The sequence below is a fragment of the Phytobacter massiliensis JC163 genome (assembly GCF_000321045.1).
GTDB lineage: Bacteria > Pseudomonadota > Gammaproteobacteria > Enterobacterales > Enterobacteriaceae > Phytobacter_A > Phytobacter_A massiliensis.
Genome location: NZ_HE578945.1, coordinates 1,259,029 through 1,283,082 on the forward strand (window position 1 = coordinate 1,259,029; position 24,054 = coordinate 1,283,082).

Consider the following 24,054-nt stretch of genomic DNA (forward strand, 5'->3'; position numbering starts at 1 on the left):
TGCGGCGGCGGCACGGGCATGCAGACTGCCCAGACGCTGGCTGGACTCCGTTGTGAGATGCACCCCGTCGTCCACTGTTTCCAGCCAGTACTTGGGACCGGCGCAGGTAAACAGTGCGGGATGGTCGAGCGCAATCTGCAGTTGTTCCAGCGGTACGAAGCTTGCCGTCATGTTGTAGGCGGTGGCATTGCTTATCTGGTCAAGCAAAACCGGAACCGGATAATCATCACCGGTTGCGGCCGCTATATCTTCCTGAAGATGCTGGCGCAGCTGCATCAGCTGGGCCGTGTATTCGCCCGCTGGCAGTTTTCTGTCCGCTTCGCCCTGCACCCAGTCGATAAACGGCACGCTGTAATGCAGTCCCTGCTGCTTTACATACCCGCAGGTATACGTCACGGCGGTAATAAGGTTGTTGTAAAACACGGATTCACGTTCAAGCTGGTCAATACTCTGCCCACCATTGCCATGCGCCGACCCAATAACTGCCGCATCGCTGTCCAGCCAGTCTTTGTCGAGCAGTTCTGTTGCCATTGCGACAACCGGCGCATACCTGTCCGGTAAGCGCGGTCTGCATCCAGTACGCCATCCAGCGTGTAGCTCTCAACTTTCTGCGGCACAGGATTGCCGGGCAGCCGACACTGGACGGTTTCCTCCGCCCAGGTCGTCCCGTTGATGTACGTCACGTCCACGCCGTCGTAATCATCCTGCGAGGGTGCCCGGAACGCTGTCTGCAGTTCTTCGGTTGTCTCCTGCGGCGTAATCATGCCCACCCAGGGTTTAATGCCCTCCCGACCAGCAGAAATCAGCCCGTCAGACAGCAAAAAATAGCCCATGCCGGCACCGGTGATTTTTTGCAGCACCTCCAGGGCAGATTTACTGTCACCCGTGGCCCAGTCGAACGTCTCATTCCGCGGCGTCCACCAGATTGTTTCCAGCGCGTCTATCGCGACGCTGTCAATCTGGCTGGTCGTGAATCCCAGCGACTCAAGAACATGGTATAACGCCCCGCTGATGCTGCGTGAGGTACGCCCACCGCTGTAAATGCGGGTGGGTATTACACTGATGCGGCGATCGGACTGCGCCGCCAGGCGGTTTCCTGTGCGGACGGACAGAGCGATGGTGGTCACGTTGTTGTACCGGGCGGGACGCTTTGCCAGGCGGGAACGCAGCGCCTGCCAGTAGACGTTATTTACCGTTCTGGCGCCGCCGATTTTTGTCGTTCGCCGCACCCTGACCTCGTACTGCGCCGCGGGCAGGCCGCTGATGCGGCGGGTGTAACCGTGGCCGTCTGCTGTCTTATTACTGAAATTGTATGCCACCGTTTTCCAGGCCCCGGCCGTGGCGGCATTTCTGTACTGAACCAGCACATGCACATTATGCGTCTGCGGATCACCACGGATCCACAGTAGCAGGCAATGCCTGCGCCCGGAACAGGCTCACAACGTGTCAGGTCCGCCATCAGCCCGCGCGCTTCCCGATCGAGACCGTTATCATCCTTCGTGACGCCGGCAAAATCAGGCCACGACACCAGGCCAAGGTCCCGCCGGATTTCGTTAACAATGCCAAAGCAGTCGAGCCCGGGGAAAGCGCGGCCGCCTTTCTGCCAGACGACAGAACGGTATTTTTCAGGACTGAACATGATGATTTCCTACTGGAGATAACGAAGACCGGGAAACAGCGGTAGCGTATAGCGAAAACGCGGCCAGCCTGTATTGAGGATATTAAGGAACCCGGCTCTGATCTGAACCTCACTCGCTTTCCAGTATCCATCTTTAATCTGGAAAACCATTGGTGGTGAGGCTGGTGAATTCAGGTCTTTTGAAATGTACTGCCGCATTATCAACGAGCCATTGCTCAGGTTAGTTGACAATGAAGATCTACCACTTCTAAAAAGCTCTTTTTGAGCACCCACGACCTGAACCATTCGACTTTATCTCGAGAGAATCCATCAAGGCTCATATCCCTATCCCCACTGGTAAAAATGAACATCCTACCCAGGAATAGCACAGGCGCAACGGCAAACGATGATTTATTGATCTCAATCGACGGGAACGGGAAAACCGACTGTGGCGGACTGGGTCTTTAAGAAAGCAAAAACCCGCCGGGTGGCGGCTTTTAATCTTCTAACCATTTATCGTCGAACAAGCTGGCATGTTCTTCGAGAGGCATTGGCTTAGATTTTCTGGCATCATAGAAACGATAGGTGATTTCAATGATGCTATCCATATAGGTATTTTTTCTGTTGTCGTGTGGGCATCATCAGATAAAAAAAGCGGTCAACATAGCATCTCTTTCGGCAGTAACCGCGTAAATAAGATATGCATTACTCGATGGCTTAGAATTTACAGACCCCGTTCTCCATTTAGTCCATGCAGCCTCAGTAGCGGAGTAACCTTTATCTGTAGGATAGGTTCCTTGATCGACATGAGCCTTTCGAACACTCAGAGAGAGTATCTCCTCTGGTCTCGCAAAGCTTGAATCTTGCCCAAGAGAAGGATGGAACCCGGTAGCCCAGTACTGCTTAAAAGCATCTTTCAAATCAGTCAAAGAAAAATCACCAACCCCTTCCATTTTCCGCATCTCAGCGCTGAAGGTTGGCGAAAGGTAAACTGTTCCTTTGAATTTTTGATTATTGCTAGTCACTTTTATGCGATTTCGAATGAACCATCACATGTTCTTGACATAGCCTCGGCCATTCTACGAGAAATATCGGTAGCCTTTTTCGGGGAGATAGTCACAAGCTTAACAGAGTGAGTCTTCTGACCATTTGCCCATGCAGCCATCTCAGCTCGCACTCGGCGCTGCTGTGGCATTACAAAGGTAAATGTTGTCATAAAACCTCCGATAGCAATCTTGACGATGTCGTCAGTTTAATACCTTGCTCATATTTGAGCAAGCCTCAAGACAATCTAGGGCAAACCATGGCGATCCAAAATGCATTGAATTGAGAAATTACAGAGCCTTTGCCTGCCGGCGCTTGCGTCGCGCAAAGTAGTCATCTGCCGCGGTATCGTATTCTTCCCGGGTGTACCCCTTCTGTTCAGGGTATTTAGCGACCAGCATCATCTGGAACTCTGTCATCGTCAGTTGTGCGGCCTCTTCTTTGCTGACGTTGAAGTGGTTTCGCGCAGCAATGATGTAATCCGATGCCCTGAATTCATTTGTGGGCTCGTTCGATTCGTAGCGCTGTAGCTTACGTAACTTGGCCTGGCCGATAATGCCGTGCATCATCAGACTTTGAGCGATGATGACCATATCCTGAGGCGGCAAAATACCCCGCCGCCACATAAAGCCCCGCTTTCGGCTTTTACCTGGCTTCATCCAGCCGATCAGCTCTCCCACATCATCCTCGCAGCATGCGGACAAAACCGTATGCGCAGCCATGATCGCCTTACGGCTCAGTATGCCGCTCTGTATGTAGCTAATAACATATTCAGGCAGGCGGTCATATTCTGAGTGGATGTAGGATTCAGCGGCCTTCTGGATGAGGGAAGTCACTTCATCATTGCAGAGATCGTAAAACGTCTGAACAATTTCTACAGGCTCGCCAATACTGGACATTGCTAGGAGTGACGGGCGGAAAAAATAGTCCTTATCCCCGACACTGATAAGGCATTCGCCAAACTCTTTAACTGGTGTCATCTTTCCCCCATAAGCAAAATCAAGGGCAGATGTGCTGCCCTTTGTTTTGCCTACACAGTGACGGTTACGGTGTGGGTTACTCGGGTGTATGGCTGCCAGTTGTCGGAGTCAATGAAGTTAACTGGCGGATATGGTCTGCGTTCGTCATCGCTCGCCATGAGACGCTCCAGGGTTTAACTCGCTATAACGATGAGGCTGCCCATTTTGATGGCATTAAAAAGCCACCAGCTACAACCAGTGGCTCACAGCTGAAAGACTCTCTTGGATGTGCGCGTGCGATGTGCATAAAAAAGCCACCGCTACTGGGGTGGCTTCAATGCATAAAATTTCGAGAGGACTCACCGCTTAGATAAGAACTTGCCCAGTAGCATCAAAAAGACAGCGATTCCAACAGGTACCCCAATAAATGGCGTCGCAAAAGCGCTGACACCCGCAGCTGCAGCCATCCCACCTAACGTGCTAAACATCAATGGAATGATTAACATGATGATTGCCTGAGGTATTCCGGACTTCCAAAGCACCAACACCATAATGACAACAAAAATCACAATCAGAAAAGGCATCACTTAGTATCCCTGAGTTAAAAACCCTATGTACACAACGGCTAATTTTCTAATTTCTTTAGCTACTTTTTCTCATAGTCTGCGATAAGGCAATTCTTAACAATTTATCAAGCGAGCGCTATTTGATGCTCTGTTTTAGATGGTGACTTGTAACCAACAAAAAACCGCCCGTAGGCGGCTTTGATTCATTCTGGCTGCTTATCGCCAGACTCTGGCGCAACACCCGGATCATCTTTTTGGGTTTTATCAGTGCGATCTTGCTGGTCGTTTTCACCGTAGCCCGGGATAGGACTAAAGTCTGGATGATCACCTTCAACTGGACGGTCAGTCATACACACCTCCTCTTTATGTTGGAAACTTTAAGTGTAGACAATAGGGTATCTTCCCCCAAAGCGATCATCGTAGAAGGCTGGGTCAGCGATTTCCTTTTCCTGATGGTGTTATGCCTGGTCACCCCGTTTACGCAGTCGCGATGGATAGGACTGGCGCGCGATAAGCAATAAAAAAGCCACCAGCATTAACTGGCGGCTTTTGTAAAAAACTATGAAGGGGAACAAAAAACAACAATGTTTATGAGAATACTCTCATTCAAGCCCCAAGTAGTTTCTTTACATTGGTAGTGTAACGAATTTGCATTTGCAAGCCTCAGAAACAGCCTGGATTTCCTGTTTCTGAGGTTTTTTTTACAGAACTCTCAGGCCTGTAAATTTTTTACGCTTCCGCGATTATTATTAGCTGATTAACTATAAAAGGAGTCAGCAGGAGCCACCCGGCACTTTCCCCCTCATGGTTATGTCAGCATCCCTGATTTAACTGCTGTTTCAGTCACTTTGGGACCACGGAAATTTAGACCATTTCAGGATGAATGCAAGCCTTTTTACAAAATCCTTGCGGGTAAACTGCTTATGGGCCATGCTCCCAACCCAACTGGAACATCTTCCATGCTCTTTCAGCGGCTGCGCTCGAGCCATGAGTATTTGGCTCCTTATTGCCGCTGATAACCGGTATGCATCCGTCTACATGCAACATGACACTTCGACAGTGGCTCAGCTGTAATGCCTTAGCAATCAGCGTCAGGGCGGGCTACAGCACGGCACGCTGCCATCCTGCGGTTTTACTTCGCTCATAATTTCCTCGGTTATTTAAGGCACTGCTGCCTGATGTAGTCCTGCAAGTAGTTCACTTGCCCGGTGATGGTTTCGATTCCTGCCCTGAGACGCCAATAATCCCGCTCAGCGGATCGAGTAAGTTGGGGGCCGGTAGCATCGCCCAGGCTGGTGGAGCTGGCCGTTCCGTTCGCGGCACAGGTTGCGTTGAGCTGCAGCCGACGCTTGCCAACAGCAACATCACGTTCAAGCTGATCAATAGTTTCCTGGGCATCAGCCAGCTCCTTCGTGTATTTGGCATCAAGAACAGCCACATCGCGCTGGCGCACCTGCATGTCGTTGATGGTGGCGTTCGCCAGACTGAGCGCCTGCGTTTTCTCGTCACGTTGCTTTTTGTACTCAATGGCGCTGTCACGGTACCGGTTGACCAGAACTGCCAGCACGCCAATCAGCACCAGCACCACCAGCGATAGCCAGTACCTCTTCAGTAGTGCCTGGATCATAACAATGCCGCTTGTGCCCGGTTGTAGCGCAGACGGCGGTCTTCAATGCCGTTATGGCCACCATTGATAATCTGCGTAATGCGTTCCAGGTCTCCCGAATAAAGCAGACACCCGCTGGTGACATAGAACCATGCCGCCGAGCGCGCCGCGTTTCGATCCTGCTCCAGTAGCTCCGGGCTGGTTACCAGGTCGAGTTTCAGCGCCGAGCCGCAGTCACGGTAATTAGCCAGGCCGGTGATCTGAATCAGCCCGCGACCGCGATACTTCCATCCGTCGCCGGATGCGTTATTACCGAGGCGCTTGCTATACACCAGATTTGCGATAGCGCGCTGGCGTTCCAGAGTCAGCGCTTTTTCGTAAGAACGCCGGCCAAGCATATTGGCCTGATCCTGAGTAAGCCGCCCGGCGCGAACGAAACCTGCCAGTCCGGCCACGCTGTAATTCATGCTTTCCACCAGCCGGGTAAAGCCGACCGATTCATGCCCGGTCTGAGCAATAAACATCGCCTGGTCAACAGGGGCAGTAATGCCGAATTCTTTCATCGCCGCATCGATGTGCGGAAACCAGCGCGCAGCTAACCCGGCGCTTAAACCAGCCGCCTGCTGAAATTTTGTTAGGTTCATTCGGGCCTCAGTACCTGAAACAGACGCGCCACATTTCCCCGTGCGCGGAACACGGCAGCGCAGATGATTAAGTTGATGATGACCGACGCCCAGTGAACATGGACGTAAAAGTCAAAGAAATAACGGAACGGCACCGAGGCATACGCCAGAATAATCAGGTATGCCAGCCATGATGCCCACCAGCGATGACGCGCGCCCGGCTTACGGAAAAGCATCAGGCGCAGCACAATGGCTGAACACGTCGCTACGTTGGTCAGTACCAGCGGATCACTTATTACCATTGGCTCCCCCTCTCCACCGCTGAAACCACTGAGCGGGGTCCTGCTGGCTGGCGAACGTCAGGATTTTGATCGTCAATGCAGAAAGAATTACAGTCCCTAGTGCATCAAGCGGCTTGTCTTCGTAGTGCGTCAGGCTGGCAAGCTTTGAACCCACCAGCCCTGCGCCGTAGACCCCGGCGATGTAAGAAACAACGAAATAGGCAGCACGACGTATCAGGGTTAAATCAGCAGCTGTGGCTACATAAAAGACCGCACCGGCAAAAGCGCCAAAAACGACACCATAATCCGTGCCGGTCAGCAGACCATAGATACTCGCACCAGTAAGCGCAGCGCCACCTGCGACAGTTCCGGAAACCGGATCGGACATGAAGCCCCCTCATTGCTGTGCATCCTCTCGGGTAAGAGGGGAAATAAAAAAAGCCCACCGAAGTGAGCTTTCATGCCCTGTTACGGTGGGCCACCGCCGGGTGCAAACCGGAAACAGGCTGGATATCTGGTCCGCCGACGAGGATTTGAACCCCGGACGCACCGCTTAGAAGGCGGTTGCTCTTTCCTGCTGAGCTATCGGCGGCGAAAAAAAAGCCTGCTCGGACGAACAGGCTATCAGGTACAGCATCTCTGGATGGTGCCGGGTGCCTCCCGGTGAAACGCCGACTGGCAACAACGTTCCGCATGCGTCTACAAACTCAAGGCCGCCAGTAGTGCCCCTCCGCACAGGGGGATTCACCATCTGCTGAGTGTTATTGTTTTGACTGTCAAAGAATGCATTTTAAGAGTAGACCACTTTTACGCGTGTGTATCAGAGGCTGAATCAAAATTTTGAACTTACTCCCTAAACGGCACATGCGATGTATATCTCTCATCTCCGATTAAGTCGGGGGGCTGTGTTATAAATAAGTACCCCGGTTAAGCCGGGCAAGTGAAAGTTTAATACATAACTCCGGGAAGAACCGAAAAATGCGCAGGATAAGAAAACTCAGTTTGATATTTTGTATTGTTTTAACCGGTTGTGTTGTAGCAGATATGGACTCAAGTAATTACAGTTTTCCACCCTACGTCCAGACGTTCCAGAAACCTCAAAGCATGGGGCATACAGATGTTCAGCAGCGCAGGAAAGACTTGTATGCCTGCGGAGTATCAAAATCATACCCGCTTCACTCCTGGGATGAGACATTCCGAAGAAATAGCCTGGATGGAGAGAGCATGGAACAACATGATGAACGCATTTTCAAGCTTGAAAATTGCATGAAAGCAAAAGGTTACAAGATGCTGGATCCCGGTTCATGCGGGCCTCTAAAAAAACCAAGTGGTAAATGCAATTAATACACTTCACCTCAACCACGTCGATGTCGTTGCTTTGATCGCCGGAACATTCACGACAAGACTTATAGACGGAAAGGGCCAGCGACCAGTGGTTCTGGCGCTGTTCGGGCAACACCCCGCATGGATAAGGTGATGCGCCTGTCAACCGTTGAGCCAGATACGAAAAAGCCCCGGCTAAATGCCGAGGCTCAAAGTGATTAGCCTGACCTCGCGGATAATTCCAACTTACCGCCATCCATTGGCGACGAGGCCAGTGGCGCGAGATGTTACAGATAACGGTTAATTAGAAATTAGTTATCAGTGCTGAGGGCAGTAAGCAAAAAGCCCTACGAGGTAAACCGCAGGGCTCTTTCTTGTAATTCGGTCGACAATCAAAGCTATAGCGACGATATCAGATTTAGTCGAAATATACGCCAATTAGTTCATTTCTGCAATACCCTGCTGATAATTTGCAGCCTTTTGTTGTGAACGTGTTCGCGAAGCCTGCCACAGGGAGTCAGTATCTAAGCGAGCAAACAGCCCTGTCATTGCCTCCCAGTGGTCAACATAGTTCTGAGACCAATTTGTTTTGTTCACGCCCGCCAGCGCGGCCAGATCCCTATACTGATAAGGGTCACGCCCGGCCAGTACTTCCTTCATATCCTGCGCAGCCAGCCAGATTAACGCTTTCAGGCGCTCCATGGTTTTAACGGCCATTTTCCTCGTTCCCAATTGCACCCTGAACTCTGCCCATGCCCACTGGGTGATCGCCACCTGGTTCTCCCAGCGCGTGTTTTCGCTATAGTTCCAGAGTATCCACGCCTTCTGGTGTTCCTCGAGTGACAGAACCGCCCGGCGCCACGACGCGGTAGAGTATTCGACAGGCTGAACCAAGGGGATATGAGAGCCCTTTGCATGTGACTGTTTACCGGGAATGGGTGGATTATCCAGCGTTATCATCTCCCCAGTCACTTCATCCTTCACGCGCGGCTTCTTCCGCTTAAAGGTCTTCGTGTCAAACTGGGCACTCTCCAGCCATGCCATCAACTGCCCTTTCGTAGCCCCGCTCAGATCGGCGGTCGCAACGATCAGCTGCTGGCGTACAAATTCCAGGTATTGTGTGTTCACGCTGCGGCCCTCTCTGGCTGTTTGGTTTTGGTCTGACTGTGCTTTGCTACTGGCGGAATCTTGGCTCGCATGACGCAATCGGCCTGGTATCGGGCTATCTGCTCGCGGGTCATTCATCGACCCTCTCGTTCTGCCAGAGCGGTAGTGGTGACTTCTCCCCAGCGCGACGTATGCGGGACTTGGCGTTTTTCTCGATCTGAATCAGCTTCTCTATATTCTGTCGGCGCTGCTTTTCTTCACGACGAAGACATTTAACGTTTTCCCAGTATCGAGACTCCTGGTCGCAGAGCGTCATCAGGTAGTCAAAGGGGTCAATTAACGTTTCACACTTACGGCAACGTAGCGTCCTGTCCTTCTCGTTAACCCAAACAGCTGAGTGCAGGCACATCAACTTTTGGCCTTCACGCTGAATTACCAGCCCGTCCTGTAGCTCGTTATTCTTCGTCGGGAATGCGACAACCTTGCCGAGTTCTATTTCGGTTTCTGTGCTCATGCTGCCTCCTGTTGACGGGCGCGGCGCTTCTCCAGCGCGCGGGCTTTGCGGGTGAAGATTGATTTGATGCGCTGCAGGTACGGGATATCGAACTTGCGGACGGCGTTGTTGTTGTTAAGCGCTTCGACTTTCTCTGGCCCGATCCGCTCAATCAGCCCCTGCTCAAACGCTTTTTGGGCGCCAGCCCGGTCGCGGTTACACTGAACGCACTGTGCTGCGGTATTGTGCAGATTAAAGGCCAGGTGGGCGGCAGCACCGCGGGTGCGGTAGTGTCCACAGTCCATAGTTCCGCCATATTTTTGAGCAGGGAGGCGGCCACAACTGATGCACGACTTTCCGGCATCACGCAGACGCACGTAGCGGTTGAACGCGGCCTGAGCCTCATTCTTCCACTGCGTTTTAGTTTTGAGTGCCACACGCTTCTCCCGGCGGCGCTGGCGCCCTGCCTTCTCCTCTTCACGCTGGCGCTTCTTCTCAGCACGCAGAGCTTCAGCCCGGTTCTGCAAAGATGCCATTAACCGGAGTAGCCGCCCCCTGCTCCAGTTCAACCCCTGGCGCCAGGCTGTAGAGAGATTTTCCTGCCCTACCGGTTCTGATGACCTGCCCACGCGTCACCATGGTGCTGAGCTGTCCGGAAAGTGTGTTGTAGGGAACGTCCAGGGCGCGGGCAATATCAATTGCGCGAAGGGGGCCTTGTGAGCTGAGCATGATGATCGTTCTGCAGGGTATGGTGTCGTTACGCCTTGCCTTGGTTAAATTACTGCGAGCCGCCGCCGCGCGCCCACGGCAGGTTATTTTTTCTTTTCCACCATTCTCAAGCCAGACCTGATAAGCGGCTTCACTGGAAAAATGCCCTACTGGAATTTTCGTGAAGATACGGCCGGCTACGCGCAGATCAGCCAGCCCAGCGAGTACTTTTCGCTTTGAACAACCTAAAACCTGCACGAGTTGCGCCGTGTTAACTGGAGAAAATTCAGAAACAATTTTCAGGATTTCAATGCTGATGTTATCCATTATGCCCTTCCCCCTTTGAACCCAAACTTCGCCCGGATTTCCTGAACCCTCGACATACTCTCTTCGCGACTTAATGGTTTTTTCCCCATAACTGGCAGACGAACAACAGGCTCAGGTAGTACCTCGCCGCTTCGGACGCGTTTTACCATCTTCGTCAGTTCCTCCCCGGCCTGGCGGTTTAGCTCACGGTCAGTAAGCCCCTGCTGGCGCATCTGCTGGCTTAAGTTGGTAACCATCCAGTAACACGCCCTGGATTTGATGGTGTGCTGGCCATGCTCGTCTTTTCCCGGCCACGGGTACGATTCTGCGTCCGGATAGCTTCCACGGGTGCGGCAGTACTGATAGACCAGCGCTACCAGTTCGTTCTGATCAGGCAAGCCAACAGCCGCACTTTCCCCGGCGCGACACCATGCGACAAACTGCCCAGGTGATGGCAGGAATGGTCGCTCCTGCTGCCGGGCAATACGCATTCCTGCCGCGACCTGCGCCATGGTGGTGATACCGTTTTCGCGAAATGCCAGAAGCCACTGTCGGCGAAACTCGTTGTACTCATCCTGGTTGCGGAAATTGGCTATAGCCGCCGGAAACGCAGCGCGCAGTTCAGCGAACAGGCCGTTGAATATTTCGGCCACCTGTTGCGCCTGGCGGGCAGGTTCGCGAGCATCCTGAACCTCCGGCAAACCATGGGCGACACGACGGAAATTTTCCCGATCGAAGTTATGCAGCTGTTCAGAAAGGTTTTTCATCGAGCACCCCGTTAATCCAGTCGGTGTTATTGAAGTCGATAGGTTGCCGCCGCGCATGCCCGGCGCGGTTATGGCGGCTAAGGCGCTGAGTGGTTAATTGCTCCCAGTGCTTGCGAAGGCCGGAAGGGCTCAGGATGTTGCTGTCCCAGAAATCATCCTCACTGGCCCACACGAGCAACTCACAAATCTCGCGGTGAGTCCGGCGGTCAACCATGCGCATCAGGCGAATTGTATTTGCCCACTCAACCCATTTGGGTTCTGAAAGGCTGGCATTGACCACCAGGAGTTTCTGGTAAATCCAGCGCGCGGCCCTTAGGTCGTCAGCGGTTCCCCAGGATTTGCCTGCCGGGGTGTAAATTCCGTCAATGGCTTCGGGGTGACGAGAGAGAAATTTTTCAGTGGCGTCGTTTCGGGATTCGTCAGAATTCCGAAACGAAGATCTTTTAATGTTTTTATTGTTGTTATTACCTTGTTGTTCATGATGCGCGGGGAATTGCGCGGACTTATGCGCGGCTGTATGCGCGGCATCACCTTCCGAACTCGCGCCATTGCTGGGTTTGTTATGCTCGGCGGTATGCGCGGCGTTATGCGCGGGGAATTGCGCGGGTGAATCGTCTATTTTTTGAGCATATTGCTCATAATTTGTGATGGTTATCACAGTGCCTTTTCGCTTCTCTCCAGAACGAGAAATCATTCCCTCGCGCTCGAAAACATCAAGCATCCTGTCCACGGCGTGACGACTACTCGGCCTCCCTTCCCGGTCGCATAATTTCAGCCCCAAATCGGCCGTTGTGGTTACCAGTTGTCCGGTTTGTAAGGGCCATTGACGGCCTTTAAAGTTCGCCGTGTAGGGCTGACGTGCAGCACCCAAAAGAAGGTTCTCCCACAACGTGCGCAGGAACACATCTTTCGCCCAGGGCTTCTTCAGTACGCTCCGGTACAACGGGATGAATCCGGTCTTCTGGTTCTCCATCCGGTTGCTCCTGATGGCACTACGTGCCGCAAAATCGGCATAAGCGACATTTGACATGCTATGCCCCTTTAGCCTGGTGTTTAGTACATGCGTTTGTCATAATGACCTCGCAATTACGTCCCGTTTTTGCACCCGAAAGCCGTTGGTGACCCCTCACCGCGGCTTTCACCTTTTCAGAACAGACCCTGCTGCTTACCGCGCTTGATGCGCTTCGACTCAAATCGGTCTGCTGGCAACGTCTGTTTCTCTGCCCATAACTTTGCGTGACGCAAAACATCATCGAAAATCCTCCCCTTACGACTTGCCTGAGACATTCGCCGGTACATATCGACGGCCTGGAATGCCCCCCTGCGCGACAGCTGCTGTGTAGCCCTGCCGGATAAGTTCTTCGCGAACGTGCTTTTCAATAAATTCGACATGATTCACCGCGCACCTCACATTACGCCCGGGCTCATGACCGCGAGACCACTCAGAACCTGAACAACAGCCTCTCCTGGCAGAAGCCCCAGCAGATGCTCAATTCCCTCCCTGACCTCTTTCACCAGCTGGTGCTGTGGCGCCCTCAGAATCACCGCGCGTTTTGCTTCGCCGATCTCCTTCTCCATCGCTGCATAGCGCGTCATAAAGCAGTCCTGAGGTACCAGGCGGCCACGGAACTCAAGCGGTAGAACGGCGATGATCGCGGGCGACAGCTGGCTGATGTTTTTGCGCGCATACTCCGTATCACCATCGAGCCAGCGGAAGAGTTTCTGACGCTTACGGCTCAGATCTTCGGGAAAATCTAGCCCGGTGCCGCCCTGTCGCTCCCATTCCTCAACGATGATTCCGGCAACGACATCCTGGTTATCGAACCCGAAGCAGCAGATCGCATATCTGGCCCTCAAATACTGGGCGCGCCTGTACTGCCCTGCGGTTGTTCTGGGCGTGTATACCCCGGATGAAGTTGAGCAGCGCACCGAGAAGGAGATCAACCCGGCACCCGCCCAGCGCGTGAGCCTGGCTGACATCAAAGGTGACAACGTAACAACTACTCACAGCGCGCAGGAATCAGCGGCCAACATCGATGCTCTGGCCGATGATTTCCGGGATCGCATAGAGTCCGCTGAAACGCTGGAGGCCGCCGCCGCCGTTGGCAATGAAATTAACGAAGCGAAAGCTGCACTCGGCACCACCCTGTTTACCGAGTTGAAGAACAAGGCAACGCGCCGCTACCACTTGGTAAAGCACCGTAATGCGGTTGAGGCCGCGGTCAACTCTCTGCCGCAACCTGGCGAACCGGATGCCGCTGAGCGATTCGCGGAAGCCGAGCGCGTGCTGGCAGCAGCGAAACGTCACTTGGGCGACGAGCTGCACGATAAGTTCAGCATCACCCTCGCAGATATGAAACCGGAATACGTGGCCTAAGGGCTGTGGGAGGGGAACCCCTCCCGTACAGGAGGATTTATGAAGTGGAGTATTGAGGAACTCGCTTTGCTGGCCCGTAACAGTAACGCGGCTGTTGCAGAGATGACAGACCGCAGCGTGGAAGAAGTCGCGGAACGTCGCCTACAGCGGAATATCGAAATCAACTGCTGGGACAAATTTGATCCGGAGTGTACGCATGAAATTAATCAACCGCGGCTGTAAGCAGTCCCCCTTAGCGCGCCAGGCATGCGATATCGCCCTGGCTACCCACGCAGAACGTTACGGCGACTATGGGCGCAGCAAGATGAAAGAGACGTACACGGTGCGGCTGGAAGGCGTGAAGCTCTGGGTGGAAGTGGTGAACCGGAAGGCGAGCTACGTGGCCACAGCGATGACCGGCATGCGCCGCCTGCGATCCTTACCAGGCCAGGCCACCTGATATTGAAATATCACCATATCGGGCTTTGATGGCTCATATTAATCAAACTGGAGGTTTCCATGGGACAGCTCGTTAGCCTGGAGGACTGGGCTTCTGGTCCGAACGGCTTTAAGCAACCACCATCCAGAGCGTCGCTACACAGGATTGCAAAAACAGGACAAACAATCCCAAGGGCGCTGAAACAAGGCCGACGTTGGGTTATCGATGAAGAGGCAAAATTCATTGGTTTGCTCGCATCGCCGGTTCTACCACCATGCATGCCGAAAGCGGTTAAGACGCTTATGGAGCGAGTAATTAATGGCAGCCAGACCACGTAATCACCGGGTTGATATCCCAAATCTCTACTGCAAGCTGGATAAGCGTAACAGCAAAACCTACTGGCAATACCGGCACCCTTTAACCGGTCAATTTATCGGTTTTGGTACCGATCAGGAGGCGGCCAAACTGGCCGCCACTGAACTGAATCGCCTGCTGGCACAGCAGGAAGCAGCTCAGTCGTTTGCCCTGATCGATATGGTCAGCCATAAGAAGGTTAACTCAAAGAAATCAATGCGGATGCGCGTATGGATCGAACGATATTTGAAAATACAGGAAGAGCGGCTCAGCAATAAGGAGATAAAAAATAATACGCTTAAATCCAGAAGGACCTGCACCAACGTGCTGGCTGAAAGGATGCCTGATATTGGCATTCAGGAGGTCACCACAAAAATGCTGGCGGCCATTACCGACGAATATAAAGCCAGAGGCAAAGCGCGGATGGCGCAAACGCTCCGGAGTGTCTGGATTGATCTGTTCAGAGAAGCGCAGCACGCAGGTGAAGTTGAGCCGGGATATAACCCGGCGCTGGCCACAAGAAAAGTCACTGTCCGAGTGACCCGTTCTCGACTGAACCTGGAGATGTGGAAAGTGATATTTGAAGCGGCCGGCAATATGGCGCCCTACGTCCAAAACTCCATGCTCCTGGCAGTGGTCACCGGGCAACGCCGCGGCGATATCGCCAAAATGAAGTTCTCTGATGTCTGGGACGGCCATCTCCACGTTGAGCAGCAAAAAACAGGGGTTAAACTGGCTATACCGCTCTCGCTACGCTGCGAGATGTTGGATATCACCCTGGCGCAGGTGATCAAGCGATGCAGGGATCGGGTAGTAAGCCCCTGGCTTCTTCATCATGTGACATCAAGCGGTAATGTGAAGGCAAGCGATCAAGTTGGCGAGAACAGTCTTAGCGTATCCTTCAAGCTCGCGATCGATAGCACCGGCATTTCCGTAGAGGACGGGAAAACAATGCCGACCTTTCACGAGCAGCGTTCTCTATCGGAGCGTCTGTATGAGGAACAAGGCATCAACACCCAGCGACTCCTGGGTCACTCATCAGACCGGATGACAGCGCAGTATCACAACGATCGCGGTCTCGACTGGGTAAAAGTAAAGGTGTAGCTACGTGAATAATTGGGCAGTATTCCCCTGCAAATTTCGCAGAATTTAAGGATTCATTTTGGGGAGGAATTTTGGAGGAGTTTTGGGGAAGAAAAAAACGGACAAAAAACCGGGCATCGCGCCCGGTTCTGTTTCAGCCTGAAAAAGCCTTTATGAACTCAACCCACGATTCACCAGCATCGGTTCAATCTTCGGATCATGCCCGCGCCACACTCGATAAAGTTCAGCTAAATCAGTGCTATTACCGCGCGACAAAATCGCCTCGCGAAATCTCTGCCCGTTCTCCCGGCTTAATCCGCCCTGCTCCACGAACCACTGATAGCCGTCGTCGGCCAGCATCTGGGTCCACAGATAAGCGTAATAGCCCGCCGCGTAACCGCCACCGAAAATATGGGCGAAATAGCTGCTGCGATAGCGTGGCGGTACGGCGGCCATGTCCATGTTTTCCCGCGCTAAAGCCCGCTTTTCAAAGGCGTCAACATCATCAATCTGCTCCGTCGCCGCCAGGCTATGCCAGTTCATATCCAGCAGCGCTGCGCTAAGCAGCTCGCTCATTTCGTAGCCTTTATTAAACGTGGCGCTGGCCAGCATTTTTTCGCGTAGCGCTTCGGGCATGGGCTCACCGGTCTGGTAGTGGCGCGCGTAGCGGCTGAACACCTGTGGATGGCTTGCCCAGTGTTCATTGATTTGCGACGGGAACTCGACAAAATCACGGGGCGTATTGGTGCCGGAGAGGCTGGCGTAGCGCTGGCTGGCAAACAGGCCGTGCAGCGTATGGCCAAACTCGTGGAAAAGCGTGATGACATCGTCCCAGCTGAGCAACGCCGTCTGTCCGGCAGCGGGTTTCTGGTAATTGCAGACGTTATAGATAACGGGCCGGGTGGCAAACAGGGTCGATTGTTCGACAAAGTTTCCCATCCATGCGCCGCCGCTTTTTGAGTCCCGGGCAAAGAAATCGCCGTAAAACAGCGCCATCCCCTCGCCGGTGGCGTCAAATATCTCCCACACACGGACGTCCGGGTGGTAGACCGGAATATCAAACCGCTCCACAAAACGCAGGCCAAACAGTTCGCTGGCGGCGAAAAAGACGCCGTCGGTCAAAACCGTATTCAGCGCCAGATAAGGCGTGAGCTGGGACTCCTCCAGGGCATATTTTTCCCGCCGGACCTGCTCAGCATAACGGGGCCAGTCCCAGGCTTCGGCGGTAAAACCACCCTGCCGGGCGTCAATCACGCGCTGAATATCCGCCAGTTCGCGTTCTGCCCGCGCGCGGGCCGCTGGCGCAATACCACGCATAAAATCGAACGCCGCTTCCGGGGTTCCCGCCATTTGATCGGCCATTTTCCAGCTGGCGTAATCCGCAAAGCCCAGCAGTGCCGCCTGCTGCGCGCGCAGCTGCGCCAGGCGCAGCACCAGCGAGCGGGTATCGACCTCGTCGCCGCGGGAGGTACGCAACCAGCTGGCGCGAAAGAGCGCCTCGCGGGTCTGACGATCATCAAGGGTAGCCAGCGCGGGCTGCTGAGTGGTGTTGAGAAGCGTAAGCAACCAGCGATCCGCCAGGCCTTTCTCCCGCGCGGCGTCTGCCGCTGCGGCAATCGCCTCTTCGCTAAGCCCTGCCAGCTTATCGGCATGGTCAACCACCAGCCCGCCCGCTTTATCCGCGGCCAGCAAGCGCTGGTTGAACTGGCTGGTCAGGGTTGCCGCTTCGGTATTCAGCGCCTTAAGCGCCGCTTTGTCCTGCTGGCTGAGCCGCGCGCCCGCCAGCACAAAGCGCTGGAAGGTCGTCTCCAGCAGGCGCAGCGACTCATCATCCAGCCCGGCAGTCGCTCTCTGCTGCCAGACCGCTTCCACACGGTCAAACAGCCGTTCATTCAGGTAGATATCGTTAGCCAGTTCCGCCAGCTCGCCGGAAAACGCTTCATCCAGCTGCTGCAAATAGTCGTTGGTGTGCGCAGAGGTCATGGCGAAAAAGACGCTGGTCACGCGTGACAGCAGTTCGCCGCTCCGTTCGAGCGCCAGTATCGTGTTGTCGAAATCGGCCGGGGACGGGTTATGGATGATGGCGTCGATCTCCGCGCGCTTCTCCGCCACCCCTTTATCAAACGCCGGACGATAGTGCTGCTGATTAATGCTGTCGAAGCGCGGCGCCTGGTAAGGCAGATTACTGGCTTCGAAAAACGGATTCATTTCCGACATAGTTACTCCTGAAGACGGTTAAACAGCCTGTGCTGGTATAGTAGCAAGCGTTTTCGCGCTGGTGCCATTTACTACAAGATTATGCCATTAACGCGCGGGCCGGGCCTGTGCTATGGTAATACGACACAAAAAGCGTTGAGGAACAGTGAGATGATCATTTTAGTAACCGGGGCGACGGCGGGTTTTGGTGAAGGTATTACGCGTCGTTTTATTCAAAATGGGCATAAAGTCATCGCGACAGGCCGCCGTCAGGAGCGCCTGCAGGAACTGAAAGACGAGCTGGGTGACAATCTCTATACCGCTCAGCTGGACGTGCGCAACCGCGCGGCGATCGAGGAGATGCTGGCGGGGCTTCCGACCGAATGGCAGGCTATCGATGTGCTGGTCAACAACGCCGGTCTGGCGCTTGGCATGGAGCCCGCGCACAAAGCCAATGTCGATGACTGGGAAACGATGATCGACACCAATAACAAAGGGCTGGTCTATATGACCCGTGCCGTATTGCCTGGCATGGTTGAACGTAATCGCGGCCATGTTATCAACATTGGCTCCACCGCGGGCTCCTGGCCTTATGCGGGCGGCAACGTTTACGGCGCGACGAAAGCCTTTGTTCGCCAGTTCAGCCTCAATCTGCGTACCGACCTGCACGGCACCGCCGTTCGCGTAACCAATATTGAGCCGGGCCTGGTCGGCGGCACTGAGTTTTCCAACGTGCGCTTTAAGGGCGACGACAATAAAGCGGGCAAAACTTACGAAAATGCCAACGCCCTGACCCCGGAAGATGTTACCGAGGCAGTATGGTGGGTGGCGACCCTGCCGAAGCACGTCAATATCAATACGCTGGAGATGATGCCGGTCAGCCAGACGTATGCGGGCCTGAGCGTGCACCGCGAAAGTTAAATTTCGCACCCGGCCTGCGGGCCGGGTATGGGAACTTTATGGGTTTAATGGTATGGTAGACCGGTTAACCTCATAAAAAGTAAGCGCGAATGATCGTCGAAACTCAACTCAACCCTACGCAACCCGTTAATCAGCAAATTTACCGTATTTTGCGCCGGGATATTGTCCATTGCCTTATTCCACCTGGAACACCGCTTTCTGAAAAGGAAGTCTCTGTGCGTTTTGACGTATCGCGCCAGCCGGTCCGCGAGGCATTTATCAAACTGGCTGAAAATGGTCTGATTCAGATCCGCCCGCAGCGCGGCAGCTATGTGAATAAAATCTCCCTCTCCCAGGTCCGCAACGGCTGTTTTGTGCGTCAGGCGATTGAGTGTGCCGTTGCCCGCCGCGCGGCAACGATGATCACCGACAGCCACTGCTACCAGCTTGAGCAAAACCTTAATCAGCAACGCACCGCGATTGAGCGCAAACAGCTTAATGATTTTTTCCAGCTTGATGATGAATTTCATCAGCGGCTGGCGCAGATTGCTGACTGCCAGCTCGCCTGGGACACCATTGAAAACCTCAAGGCCACGATGGACCGCGTCCGTTACATGAGCCTTGATCATGTCTCCCCGCCGGAGATGCTGCTGCGCCAGCATCTGGAAATTTTCGACGCGCTGGAGAAGCGCGACGTTGCCGCCGTGGATATCGCCATGACGCACCATCTGCAGGAGATCAGCGGCTCCGTCAAACTCATCAGTCAGGAAAATCGCGACTGGTTCAGCGAAGAGTAACTCTCCTTATTGCCTCCTTTTTTTGCGACGTCGTGCTTTTTTAATCCCTAAAAAAGTGTGACGTTGATCAAAAACAAAATTTTCTTCCGTAAGAAGCGTATTGATATGGCGTCCGCCCGGGGACGTCTTCTGCCCCAATCTTTTTGCGGACCAGAAAAAGGAGAAACCACCATGATGACTTATGATCGTAACCGTAATGCTATCACCACCGGCAGCCGCGTCATGATTAACGGCACGGGTCGCACAGGGAAAATTACCGCTATCCACGCCAGTGGGCTGACGCCCGCTCAGCTGCGGCGGAGCAAAACGGTAGAAGTGGAAGGCTGCGAAGGCAAGTTCGAACCGATTGAGCTGATTCGCCTTGGCCTGCACTAATGGTGAAAATGCCGCCCGTGGGCGGCATATTACTTTTTCCGAAACGCCCGGATGCGGCGTTACGCTTTATCCGGGCTATGCGGGTCTGTCAGTATTTCGCCGCGTACTGCGCGACGGTTGCTTTCGCACCGTTAGCCAGCAGCGCCTGGTAAGCGCGTAAAACCTGCGCGACAAACACCTCGTCCTTCGGCAGTTCATTACCAAAGATCGCCTCGATACCCAACAGCGCTTTTACGCGCGCTTCGCCTTCTGCACTGCCCTTCACCGCCTGTTGAATGACGGCCAGCAGCGGATCGCTGACTTCGATAGGCTTGCCCTGCTCGTCCACGCCGCCGACATAACGCATCCAGCCTGCAACGCCCAGCGCCAGCAGGTCGAAGTCACGATTATGGGCGCGGTGCCAGCGAACGGAATCCAGCATACGCTGCGGCAGCTTCTGGCTACCGTCCATAGCGATCTGCCAGGTACGATGGCGCAGAGCCGGGTTGCTGTAACGGTCAATCAGCATATCGGCGTATTTCGCCAGATCGACACCCTTCACTTTCAGGGTCGGTGCCTGCTCCTGCAGCATCAGCGCGTGGGCGGCGCGGCGATAGTTGTCGTCTTCCATGCAGTCATTAATGTGCTGATAGCCCGCCAGGTAACCCAGATAGGCGAGGAAAGAGTGGCTGCCGTTAAGCATGCGCAGCTTCATCTCTTCGAAAGGCACCACGTCGGCGACCAGTTCTGCGCCCGCCTTTTCCCACTCCGGGCGGCCCGCGACAAAGTTGTCTTCAATCACCCACTGGCGGAACGGCTCACAGGCGACGCCCGCCGGATCGCGAACGCCGGTCAGCTGTTCAATTTTATCCAGCGTTTCAGCCGTCACCGCCGGAACGATACGGTCCACCATGGTGGAAGGGAACGTAACGTTTGCTTCGATCCAGTCTGCCAGCTCAGCGTCAACGGCGCGGGCATAGGCGCAAATAACATTACGCGTGACGTGGCCGTTTTCCGGCATGTTATCGCAGGACATCACGGTAAACGCGCCAAGGCCCTGCGCTCTGCGGCGCGCCAGCGCTTCAACAATAACCCCAGCGGCAGACTTCGGCTGATGCGGGTTTTTCAGGTCCGGGGCGATAAACGGGTGATCGAGCATCAGCTGGCCCGTGGCCGGGGAGTGGCCGTAGCCTTTCTCCGTAATGGTGATCGAAACAATCGCCACCTGCGGCTCGCACATCGCCGCCAGCACCGCTTCCAGACCGTCTACGTCGGCATGCAATGCGCGACGGGCAACGCCAACGACACGGGCAGTCCAGGCATCGGCTGACATTTCCGCTACGGTATAAAGATTATCCTGCGCTTTCATGTCGGCGATTTGCTGTTCGCCGCCAACCAGGTTCACCTCGCAGTAGCCCCAGTCGCTGCCGTGTTCTGTCGCCAGAATATCGGCATACACCGCCTGGTGCGCACGATGGAAAGCGCCAAAGCCTAAATGGACAATGCGTTGTACCAGTTTATTACGATCGTAAGTGGGTAACGCGGCCTTTGCCGTTAATAGCTTATTTTGCATGGGAAGACTCATCTTATTAAATGAAACGGTGGTTTATTAGATTACGTGCTGCCGCAAACCATTTTTTGATTTGCGGCAGTTTTCCTTGACTGAACTGACTAGAATGGTAACTAAATGTTTCCTTTTCTCCGCCTCATTCAGTCATAAATCAGACCGCTCTGCGCGTGGTGGTGGCCGGAACGTTTTGCTGCGCGTCGGCCGCATCCTCCAGAATATTGAGGTCACGATCGCACACTTCCGGCATCATCAGTGCGGCAATCAGCCCCAGCACCGAATAGGCGATCAGCATCACCACGATCGGCCACCAGGAGCCGGTCGCATTACAGAAAATACCGGCCAGTACCGGACCGAAACCCACGGCAACCAGGCCGCCCGCCTCTTTGGAGATGGCCATACGGGTAAAGCGATTGCGCGAGCCGAACATCTCGGCCATGGTGATGTTTTCCAGCGCGAACAGCCCCAGCACCGCGAAGTTATGGATGACGATAATGGAGAGCATAATCACGCCTGGGCTGTAGCTCTTATCCACGATGATCGACATCATCGGATACGCCAGCACAATGGCAGAGATACACAGGCAGATATACGGCAGACGGCGGCCCACTTTGTCTGACAGCCAGCCCAGCAGCGGAATGGTCAGGAAGCCAATCACGGAGCTAATCATCAGCGCATCGGTCGGAATGCGTTTTTCAAACAGCAGCGTCTGGACAAGATAGCCCGCCAGGAACGTCTGGATCAGTCCGGAGTTACCCGCCTGGCCAAAACGCAGACCGGTCGCCAGCCAGAAAGATTTGCTAGTGAACATCGCGCCGAGGCTCGACTCTGCGGGTTGCGTTTTCGCGGGCGCATGGCCCCCTTCGCTCACCTGCTCGAACACCGGGCTCTCTTTTAAGTTCATACGCAGCCAGATGGCGAAGAACATCACCACCACGCTTGCGAGGAAGGGAATACGCCATCCCCACGCCAGCAGCTGTTCGCGGTCGAGGGCGAAGAACATAACGGCCCAGATAGCGGTGGCGCTCAGCGTACCGCAGTTGGTGCCCATCGCTACCAGCGAGGAGATGATCCCGCGTTTTCCTTTAGGCGCATATTCCGCCAGCATAGTGCCCGCGCCGGAAATTTCCGCCCCGGCGCCCAGCCCCTGAATGATACGCAGGGTAACCAGCAGCACCGGCGCAAAGATGCCAATCTGCCCGTAAGTCGGCAGAACGCCGATAAGCGTGGTACAGATACCCATCATCGTGATGGTGATAAACAGCACCTTTTTACGCCCGATGCTGTCGCCCATTTTGCCGAAGACAAAGGCGCCGATGATACGCGCGATATACCCCGCGCCGTAGGTGCCCATTGCCAGAATTAATGCCATGGCGGCAGACTGTTCCGGGAAGAAGATCTCATGGAAAACCAGCGCAGCGCCCAGTGAATAGAGCTGGAAATCCATAAATTCGAGTGCGGTGCCCAGCCAGCCGGAAACGGCGGCTCTCACCAGATCAGAGGTCGTTCTTTCTGTATTAATTTGCGTCATAATGGCTATCTCAAAAAAATGCGTACCGCTTAATCGCGAATGGCGTGGAATTAATTGAACGTCAGCAGAACTTTGCAGCACTGCCGCTGGTCTTTTTCGAACAGTTCAATCGCGTCGGCGACATGGTGATAGTCAAATTTGTGGGTCACTAATTTCGTCGGATCGATCAGGCCGCGCTGCAGCCAGTCGATAACGACCGGGAATTTTCTGGCGTTAAGCCGCGAGGAGAAAATAGAGAGTTCTTTACCGGTGATGCCCTGCTGAACGATTTGGCACGGTTCGCTGGAGAAGCCCATGATCACAATGCGAGCGGCAGGCGAAGCCAGTGCAATTGCCTCCGGTAAAATAGACGGGTGGCAGGCGGCGTCGATAATCAGCGTCGGCTTGATCCCCTTCTCTTCCAGCACGGCCTGTAAATTCATATTGCCGTTGTTGATGACGAGATCCGCCCCGCAGCCCTGCGCCATCTTCAGACGTTCTTCAATACGGTCAACAACGATAAGCTGTTTAACGTTGTAAACGCCTTTCAGCGCCTGCACGGTGGTCAGACCCATTGGACCCGCGCCGTATACCAGCGCCACATCCTGCTCTGTTGGGCTGGCATGGCCGGTAACGTTGGCCGCAATGGTGAAAGGTTCCACCATCACCGCATCTTCATCGGCAATAGCGTCGGGAATAACCCAGGCGTTTGCCTCCGGCACAACGGCATATTCGCTAAAGCCGCCGTCGCGGTGAACGCCGAGCACCACCAGCGAAGTGCAGACGTTTGGTTTGCCGACGGAGCACGGATAGCAGTGCCCGCAGCTAATGACCGGATCGACAGAGACCCGCTGTCCCAGGCGCTCTGCCGGTACACCTTCTCCCACGGCATCGATGATGCCGAAAAACTCATGCCCGATAACGCGAGGGTATTTAGCAAACGGGTTATGACCGCGATAGATATGGCTGTCCGAGCCACAAATCCCCGCCAGTTTCACTTTGACGCGAACCTCGCCTGCGGCGGGTTCGGGACGCGAGCGTTCTGTAATATCCAGCTGGCCTGGCTGTTGAATAACTACACTTTTCATTATTTCTTC

General features: G+C 54.2%; 30 protein-coding genes, 1 tRNA gene and 2 pseudogenes. 8 read left to right on the top strand and 25 right to left on the bottom strand.

What is annotated here, in order from left to right; all coding sequences use genetic code 11:
- From ENTHG_RS06165 to ENTHG_RS06260, 21 genes and pseudogenes are all read right to left on the bottom strand, one after another.
- On the bottom strand, nt 1–423 hold a 423-nt coding region (locus ENTHG_RS06165), incomplete at its 3' end, for a sialate O-acetylesterase (RefSeq protein ID WP_044176198.1).
- Nucleotides 393–1,373: a host specificity factor TipJ family phage tail protein gene (locus tag ENTHG_RS25985; protein ID WP_044176209.1), complete on the bottom strand. Its 981-nt coding sequence runs from the start codon at nt 1,371–1,373 to the stop codon at nt 393–395. The genes ENTHG_RS06165 and ENTHG_RS25985, both read right to left, overlap by 31 nt.
- A 17-nt stretch (nt 1,374–1,390) precedes the next feature.
- A pseudogene (locus tag ENTHG_RS25780) lies at nt 1,391–1,639 on the bottom strand (nitrite transporter); the annotation flags it as partial.
- A gap of 9 nt (nt 1,640–1,648) precedes the next feature.
- A complete protein-coding gene (locus ENTHG_RS25990; protein ID WP_081653594.1) occupies nt 1,649–1,924 on the bottom strand; it encodes a DUF1833 family protein in 276 nt (91 codons plus the stop codon).
- Nucleotides 1,925–2,259: 335 nt separating this feature from the next.
- Entirely contained in the window at nt 2,260–2,643 is a 384-nt protein-coding gene (locus ENTHG_RS24740; protein ID WP_145973639.1) for a type II toxin-antitoxin system YafO family toxin, read from the bottom strand.
- Between the two features lie 309 nt (nt 2,644–2,952).
- Nucleotides 2,953–3,642, bottom strand: coding sequence for a DUF6246 family protein (locus tag ENTHG_RS06180; protein WP_044176219.1), 690 nt, complete (start codon nt 3,640–3,642; stop codon nt 2,953–2,955).
- A gap of 338 nt (nt 3,643–3,980) precedes the next feature.
- Nucleotides 3,981–4,205: a hypothetical protein gene (locus ENTHG_RS06185; RefSeq protein WP_044176229.1), complete on the bottom strand. Its 225-nt coding sequence runs from the start codon at nt 4,203–4,205 to the stop codon at nt 3,981–3,983.
- Nucleotides 4,206–4,390: 185 nt separating this feature from the next.
- Nucleotides 4,391–4,537 carry a hypothetical protein gene (locus tag ENTHG_RS25785; RefSeq protein WP_187371635.1) on the bottom strand — a complete coding sequence of 49 codons (147 nt, stop codon included), beginning with the start codon at nt 4,535–4,537 and terminating at the stop codon, nt 4,391–4,393.
- Nucleotides 4,538–5,343: 806 nt separating this feature from the next.
- Nucleotides 5,344–5,814 (bottom strand): lysis protein, encoded by a 471-nt coding sequence (locus tag ENTHG_RS06195; protein WP_044176254.1) that lies wholly within the window; start codon nt 5,812–5,814, stop codon nt 5,344–5,346.
- Nucleotides 5,811–6,437, bottom strand: a complete 627-nt coding sequence (locus ENTHG_RS06200; protein ID WP_044176265.1) for a glycoside hydrolase family 19 protein — start codon at nt 6,435–6,437, stop codon at nt 5,811–5,813. Before ENTHG_RS06200 ends, ENTHG_RS06195 begins: the two co-directional genes overlap by 4 nt.
- Nucleotides 6,434–6,718 (bottom strand): phage holin family protein, encoded by a 285-nt coding sequence (locus ENTHG_RS06205; RefSeq protein WP_024558305.1) that lies wholly within the window; start codon nt 6,716–6,718, stop codon nt 6,434–6,436. The genes ENTHG_RS06200 and ENTHG_RS06205 overlap by 4 nt, the downstream gene beginning before the upstream one ends.
- Nucleotides 6,705–7,085 (bottom strand): phage holin family protein, encoded by a 381-nt coding sequence (locus ENTHG_RS06210; protein WP_044176283.1) that lies wholly within the window; start codon nt 7,083–7,085, stop codon nt 6,705–6,707. Before ENTHG_RS06210 ends, ENTHG_RS06205 begins: the two co-directional genes overlap by 14 nt.
- Nucleotides 7,086–7,212: 127 nt before the next feature.
- A tRNA-Arg gene (locus ENTHG_RS06215) sits at nt 7,213–7,289 on the bottom strand.
- Nucleotides 7,290–8,458: 1,169 nt separating this feature from the next.
- Nucleotides 8,459–9,148, bottom strand: coding sequence for a bacteriophage antitermination protein Q (locus ENTHG_RS06220; protein ID WP_044176292.1), 690 nt, complete (start codon nt 9,146–9,148; stop codon nt 8,459–8,461).
- Nucleotides 9,145–9,261 carry a hypothetical protein gene (locus tag ENTHG_RS25680; protein WP_044176300.1) on the bottom strand — a complete coding sequence of 39 codons (117 nt, stop codon included), beginning with the start codon at nt 9,259–9,261 and terminating at the stop codon, nt 9,145–9,147. Before ENTHG_RS25680 ends, ENTHG_RS06220 begins: the two co-directional genes overlap by 4 nt.
- On the bottom strand, nt 9,258–9,641 hold the full coding sequence (locus ENTHG_RS06230; protein ID WP_044176307.1) for a hypothetical protein: 384 nt from the start codon (nt 9,639–9,641) through the stop codon (nt 9,258–9,260). Before ENTHG_RS06230 ends, ENTHG_RS25680 begins: the two co-directional genes overlap by 4 nt.
- Nucleotides 9,638–10,156 carry a recombination protein NinG gene (locus ENTHG_RS06235; RefSeq protein WP_081653595.1) on the bottom strand — a complete coding sequence of 173 codons (519 nt, stop codon included), beginning with the start codon at nt 10,154–10,156 and terminating at the stop codon, nt 9,638–9,640. Before ENTHG_RS06235 ends, ENTHG_RS06230 begins: the two co-directional genes overlap by 4 nt.
- Nucleotides 10,131–10,655 carry a helix-turn-helix domain-containing protein gene (locus tag ENTHG_RS06240; RefSeq protein WP_044176317.1) on the bottom strand — a complete coding sequence of 175 codons (525 nt, stop codon included), beginning with the start codon at nt 10,653–10,655 and terminating at the stop codon, nt 10,131–10,133. The genes ENTHG_RS06235 and ENTHG_RS06240 overlap by 26 nt, the downstream gene beginning before the upstream one ends.
- Complete coding sequence (locus tag ENTHG_RS06245; RefSeq protein ID WP_044176328.1) at nt 10,655–11,401, bottom strand: replication protein P; 747 nt, start codon at nt 11,399–11,401, stop codon at nt 10,655–10,657. The genes ENTHG_RS06240 and ENTHG_RS06245 overlap by 1 nt, the downstream gene beginning before the upstream one ends.
- Nucleotides 11,385–12,374 carry a phage replication protein O gene (locus ENTHG_RS06250; RefSeq protein ID WP_044176341.1) on the bottom strand — a complete coding sequence of 330 codons (990 nt, stop codon included), beginning with the start codon at nt 12,372–12,374 and terminating at the stop codon, nt 11,385–11,387. The genes ENTHG_RS06245 and ENTHG_RS06250 overlap by 17 nt, the downstream gene beginning before the upstream one ends.
- Nucleotides 12,375–12,808: 434 nt before the next feature.
- Nucleotides 12,809–13,258, bottom strand: a complete 450-nt coding sequence (locus ENTHG_RS06260) for a toxin YdaT domain-containing protein (RefSeq protein WP_044179067.1) — start codon at nt 13,256–13,258, stop codon at nt 12,809–12,811.
- Between ENTHG_RS06260 and ENTHG_RS06265 the strand changes: the two are divergent.
- The 5 genes and pseudogenes from ENTHG_RS06265 to ENTHG_RS06285 form a co-directional block, all read left to right on the top strand.
- Nucleotides 13,215–13,778 (top strand): annotated as a pseudogene (locus ENTHG_RS06265) (recombinase RecT); the annotation flags it as partial. The gene ENTHG_RS06260 and the pseudogene ENTHG_RS06265 overlap by 44 nt on opposite strands.
- A 39-nt stretch (nt 13,779–13,817) precedes the next feature.
- A complete protein-coding gene (locus ENTHG_RS06270) occupies nt 13,818–14,000 on the top strand; it encodes a hypothetical protein (protein ID WP_044176353.1) in 183 nt (60 codons plus the stop codon).
- Complete coding sequence (locus tag ENTHG_RS06275) at nt 13,975–14,217, top strand: DUF4060 family protein (RefSeq protein WP_044176365.1); 243 nt, start codon at nt 13,975–13,977, stop codon at nt 14,215–14,217. The genes ENTHG_RS06270 and ENTHG_RS06275 overlap by 26 nt, the downstream gene beginning before the upstream one ends.
- A 59-nt stretch (nt 14,218–14,276) precedes the next feature.
- Nucleotides 14,277–14,534 (top strand): excisionase, encoded by a 258-nt coding sequence (locus tag ENTHG_RS06280; RefSeq protein ID WP_044176371.1) that lies wholly within the window; start codon nt 14,277–14,279, stop codon nt 14,532–14,534.
- Nucleotides 14,515–15,654 (top strand): phage integrase Arm DNA-binding domain-containing protein, encoded by a 1,140-nt coding sequence (locus tag ENTHG_RS06285; RefSeq protein WP_044176379.1) that lies wholly within the window; start codon nt 14,515–14,517, stop codon nt 15,652–15,654. The genes ENTHG_RS06280 and ENTHG_RS06285 overlap by 20 nt, the downstream gene beginning before the upstream one ends.
- Before the next feature lie 150 nt (nt 15,655–15,804).
- Here ENTHG_RS06285 and dcp read toward each other — a convergent pair whose 3' ends face one another.
- Complete coding sequence (gene dcp / locus ENTHG_RS06290) at nt 15,805–17,850, bottom strand: peptidyl-dipeptidase Dcp (protein ID WP_044176393.1); 2,046 nt, start codon at nt 17,848–17,850, stop codon at nt 15,805–15,807.
- Nucleotides 17,851–18,000: 150 nt separating this feature from the next.
- Here dcp and ydfG point away from each other — a divergent pair, with 150 nt between their 5' ends.
- From ydfG to ydfZ, 3 genes are all read left to right on the top strand, one after another.
- Nucleotides 18,001–18,750: a bifunctional NADP-dependent 3-hydroxy acid dehydrogenase/3-hydroxypropionate dehydrogenase YdfG gene (gene ydfG, locus ENTHG_RS06295; RefSeq protein ID WP_044176401.1), complete on the top strand. Its 750-nt coding sequence runs from the start codon at nt 18,001–18,003 to the stop codon at nt 18,748–18,750.
- 89 nt (nt 18,751–18,839) lie between these two features.
- A complete protein-coding gene (locus ENTHG_RS06300) occupies nt 18,840–19,526 on the top strand; it encodes a GntR family transcriptional regulator (protein WP_044176411.1) in 687 nt (228 codons plus the stop codon).
- A gap of 171 nt (nt 19,527–19,697) precedes the next feature.
- Nucleotides 19,698–19,901, top strand: a complete 204-nt coding sequence (gene ydfZ, locus ENTHG_RS06305; protein WP_044176420.1) for a putative selenium delivery protein YdfZ — start codon at nt 19,698–19,700, stop codon at nt 19,899–19,901.
- Nucleotides 19,902–19,989: 88 nt separating this feature from the next.
- Here ydfZ and ENTHG_RS06310 read toward each other — a convergent pair whose 3' ends face one another.
- From ENTHG_RS06310 to ENTHG_RS06320, 3 genes are all read right to left on the bottom strand, one after another.
- Nucleotides 19,990–21,453 carry a mannitol dehydrogenase family protein gene (locus tag ENTHG_RS06310; protein ID WP_044176427.1) on the bottom strand — a complete coding sequence of 488 codons (1,464 nt, stop codon included), beginning with the start codon at nt 21,451–21,453 and terminating at the stop codon, nt 19,990–19,992.
- Between the two features lie 148 nt (nt 21,454–21,601).
- Nucleotides 21,602–22,978, bottom strand: coding sequence for an MFS transporter (locus tag ENTHG_RS06315; protein WP_044176436.1), 1,377 nt, complete (start codon nt 22,976–22,978; stop codon nt 21,602–21,604).
- A 50-nt stretch (nt 22,979–23,028) separates the two neighbouring features.
- On the bottom strand, nt 23,029–24,045 hold the full coding sequence (locus ENTHG_RS06320) for a Zn-dependent oxidoreductase (protein WP_044176447.1): 1,017 nt from the start codon (nt 24,043–24,045) through the stop codon (nt 23,029–23,031).
- Nucleotides 24,046–24,054 lie beyond the last annotated feature (9 nt).

Bases quoted from the DNA above. Each gene is read 5' to 3' on its own strand.
- ENTHG_RS25990 (WP_081653594.1), bottom strand. From the start codon at position 1,924: ATGGTTCAGGTCGTGGGTGCTCAAAAAGAGCTTTTTAGAAGTGGTAGA.
- ENTHG_RS06180 (WP_044176219.1), bottom strand. From the start codon at position 3,642: ATGACACCAGTTAAAGAGTTTGGCGAATGCCTTATCAGTGTCGGGGAT.
- ENTHG_RS06185 (WP_044176229.1), bottom strand. From the start codon at position 4,205: ATGCCTTTTCTGATTGTGATTTTTGTTGTCATTATGGTGTTGGTGCTT.
- ENTHG_RS25785 (WP_187371635.1), bottom strand. From the start codon at position 4,537: ATGACTGACCGTCCAGTTGAAGGTGATCATCCAGACTTTAGTCCTATC.
- ENTHG_RS06195 (WP_044176254.1), bottom strand. From the start codon at position 5,814: ATGATCCAGGCACTACTGAAGAGGTACTGGCTATCGCTGGTGGTGCTG.
- ENTHG_RS06200 (WP_044176265.1), bottom strand. From the start codon at position 6,437: ATGAACCTAACAAAATTTCAGCAGGCGGCTGGTTTAAGCGCCGGGTTA.
- ENTHG_RS06205 (WP_024558305.1), bottom strand. From the start codon at position 6,718: ATGGTAATAAGTGATCCGCTGGTACTGACCAACGTAGCGACGTGTTCA.
- ENTHG_RS06210 (WP_044176283.1), bottom strand. From the start codon at position 7,085: ATGTCCGATCCGGTTTCCGGAACTGTCGCAGGTGGCGCTGCGCTTACT.
- ENTHG_RS25680 (WP_044176300.1), bottom strand. From the start codon at position 9,261: ATGACCCGCGAGCAGATAGCCCGATACCAGGCCGATTGCGTCATGCGA.
- ENTHG_RS06230 (WP_044176307.1), bottom strand. From the start codon at position 9,641: ATGAGCACAGAAACCGAAATAGAACTCGGCAAGGTTGTCGCATTCCCG.
- ENTHG_RS06235 (WP_081653595.1), bottom strand. From the start codon at position 10,156: ATGGCATCTTTGCAGAACCGGGCTGAAGCTCTGCGTGCTGAGAAGAAG.
- ENTHG_RS06240 (WP_044176317.1), bottom strand. From the start codon at position 10,655: ATGGATAACATCAGCATTGAAATCCTGAAAATTGTTTCTGAATTTTCT.
- ENTHG_RS06245 (WP_044176328.1), bottom strand. From the start codon at position 11,401: ATGAAAAACCTTTCTGAACAGCTGCATAACTTCGATCGGGAAAATTTC.
- ENTHG_RS06250 (WP_044176341.1), bottom strand. From the start codon at position 12,374: ATGGAGAACCAGAAGACCGGATTCATCCCGTTGTACCGGAGCGTACTG.
- ENTHG_RS06270 (WP_044176353.1), top strand. From the start codon at position 13,818: ATGAAGTGGAGTATTGAGGAACTCGCTTTGCTGGCCCGTAACAGTAAC.
- ENTHG_RS06275 (WP_044176365.1), top strand. From the start codon at position 13,975: ATGAAATTAATCAACCGCGGCTGTAAGCAGTCCCCCTTAGCGCGCCAG.
- ENTHG_RS06280 (WP_044176371.1), top strand. From the start codon at position 14,277: ATGGGACAGCTCGTTAGCCTGGAGGACTGGGCTTCTGGTCCGAACGGC.
- ENTHG_RS06285 (WP_044176379.1), top strand. From the start codon at position 14,515: ATGGCAGCCAGACCACGTAATCACCGGGTTGATATCCCAAATCTCTAC.
- dcp (WP_044176393.1), bottom strand. From the start codon at position 17,850: ATGTCGGAAATGAATCCGTTTTTCGAAGCCAGTAATCTGCCTTACCAG.
- ydfG (WP_044176401.1), top strand. From the start codon at position 18,001: ATGATCATTTTAGTAACCGGGGCGACGGCGGGTTTTGGTGAAGGTATT.
- ENTHG_RS06300 (WP_044176411.1), top strand. From the start codon at position 18,840: ATGATCGTCGAAACTCAACTCAACCCTACGCAACCCGTTAATCAGCAA.
- ydfZ (WP_044176420.1), top strand. From the start codon at position 19,698: ATGATGACTTATGATCGTAACCGTAATGCTATCACCACCGGCAGCCGC.
- ENTHG_RS06310 (WP_044176427.1), bottom strand. From the start codon at position 21,453: ATGCAAAATAAGCTATTAACGGCAAAGGCCGCGTTACCCACTTACGAT.
- ENTHG_RS06315 (WP_044176436.1), bottom strand. From the start codon at position 22,978: ATGACGCAAATTAATACAGAAAGAACGACCTCTGATCTGGTGAGAGCC.
- ENTHG_RS06320 (WP_044176447.1), bottom strand. From the start codon at position 24,045: ATGAAAAGTGTAGTTATTCAACAGCCAGGCCAGCTGGATATTACAGAA.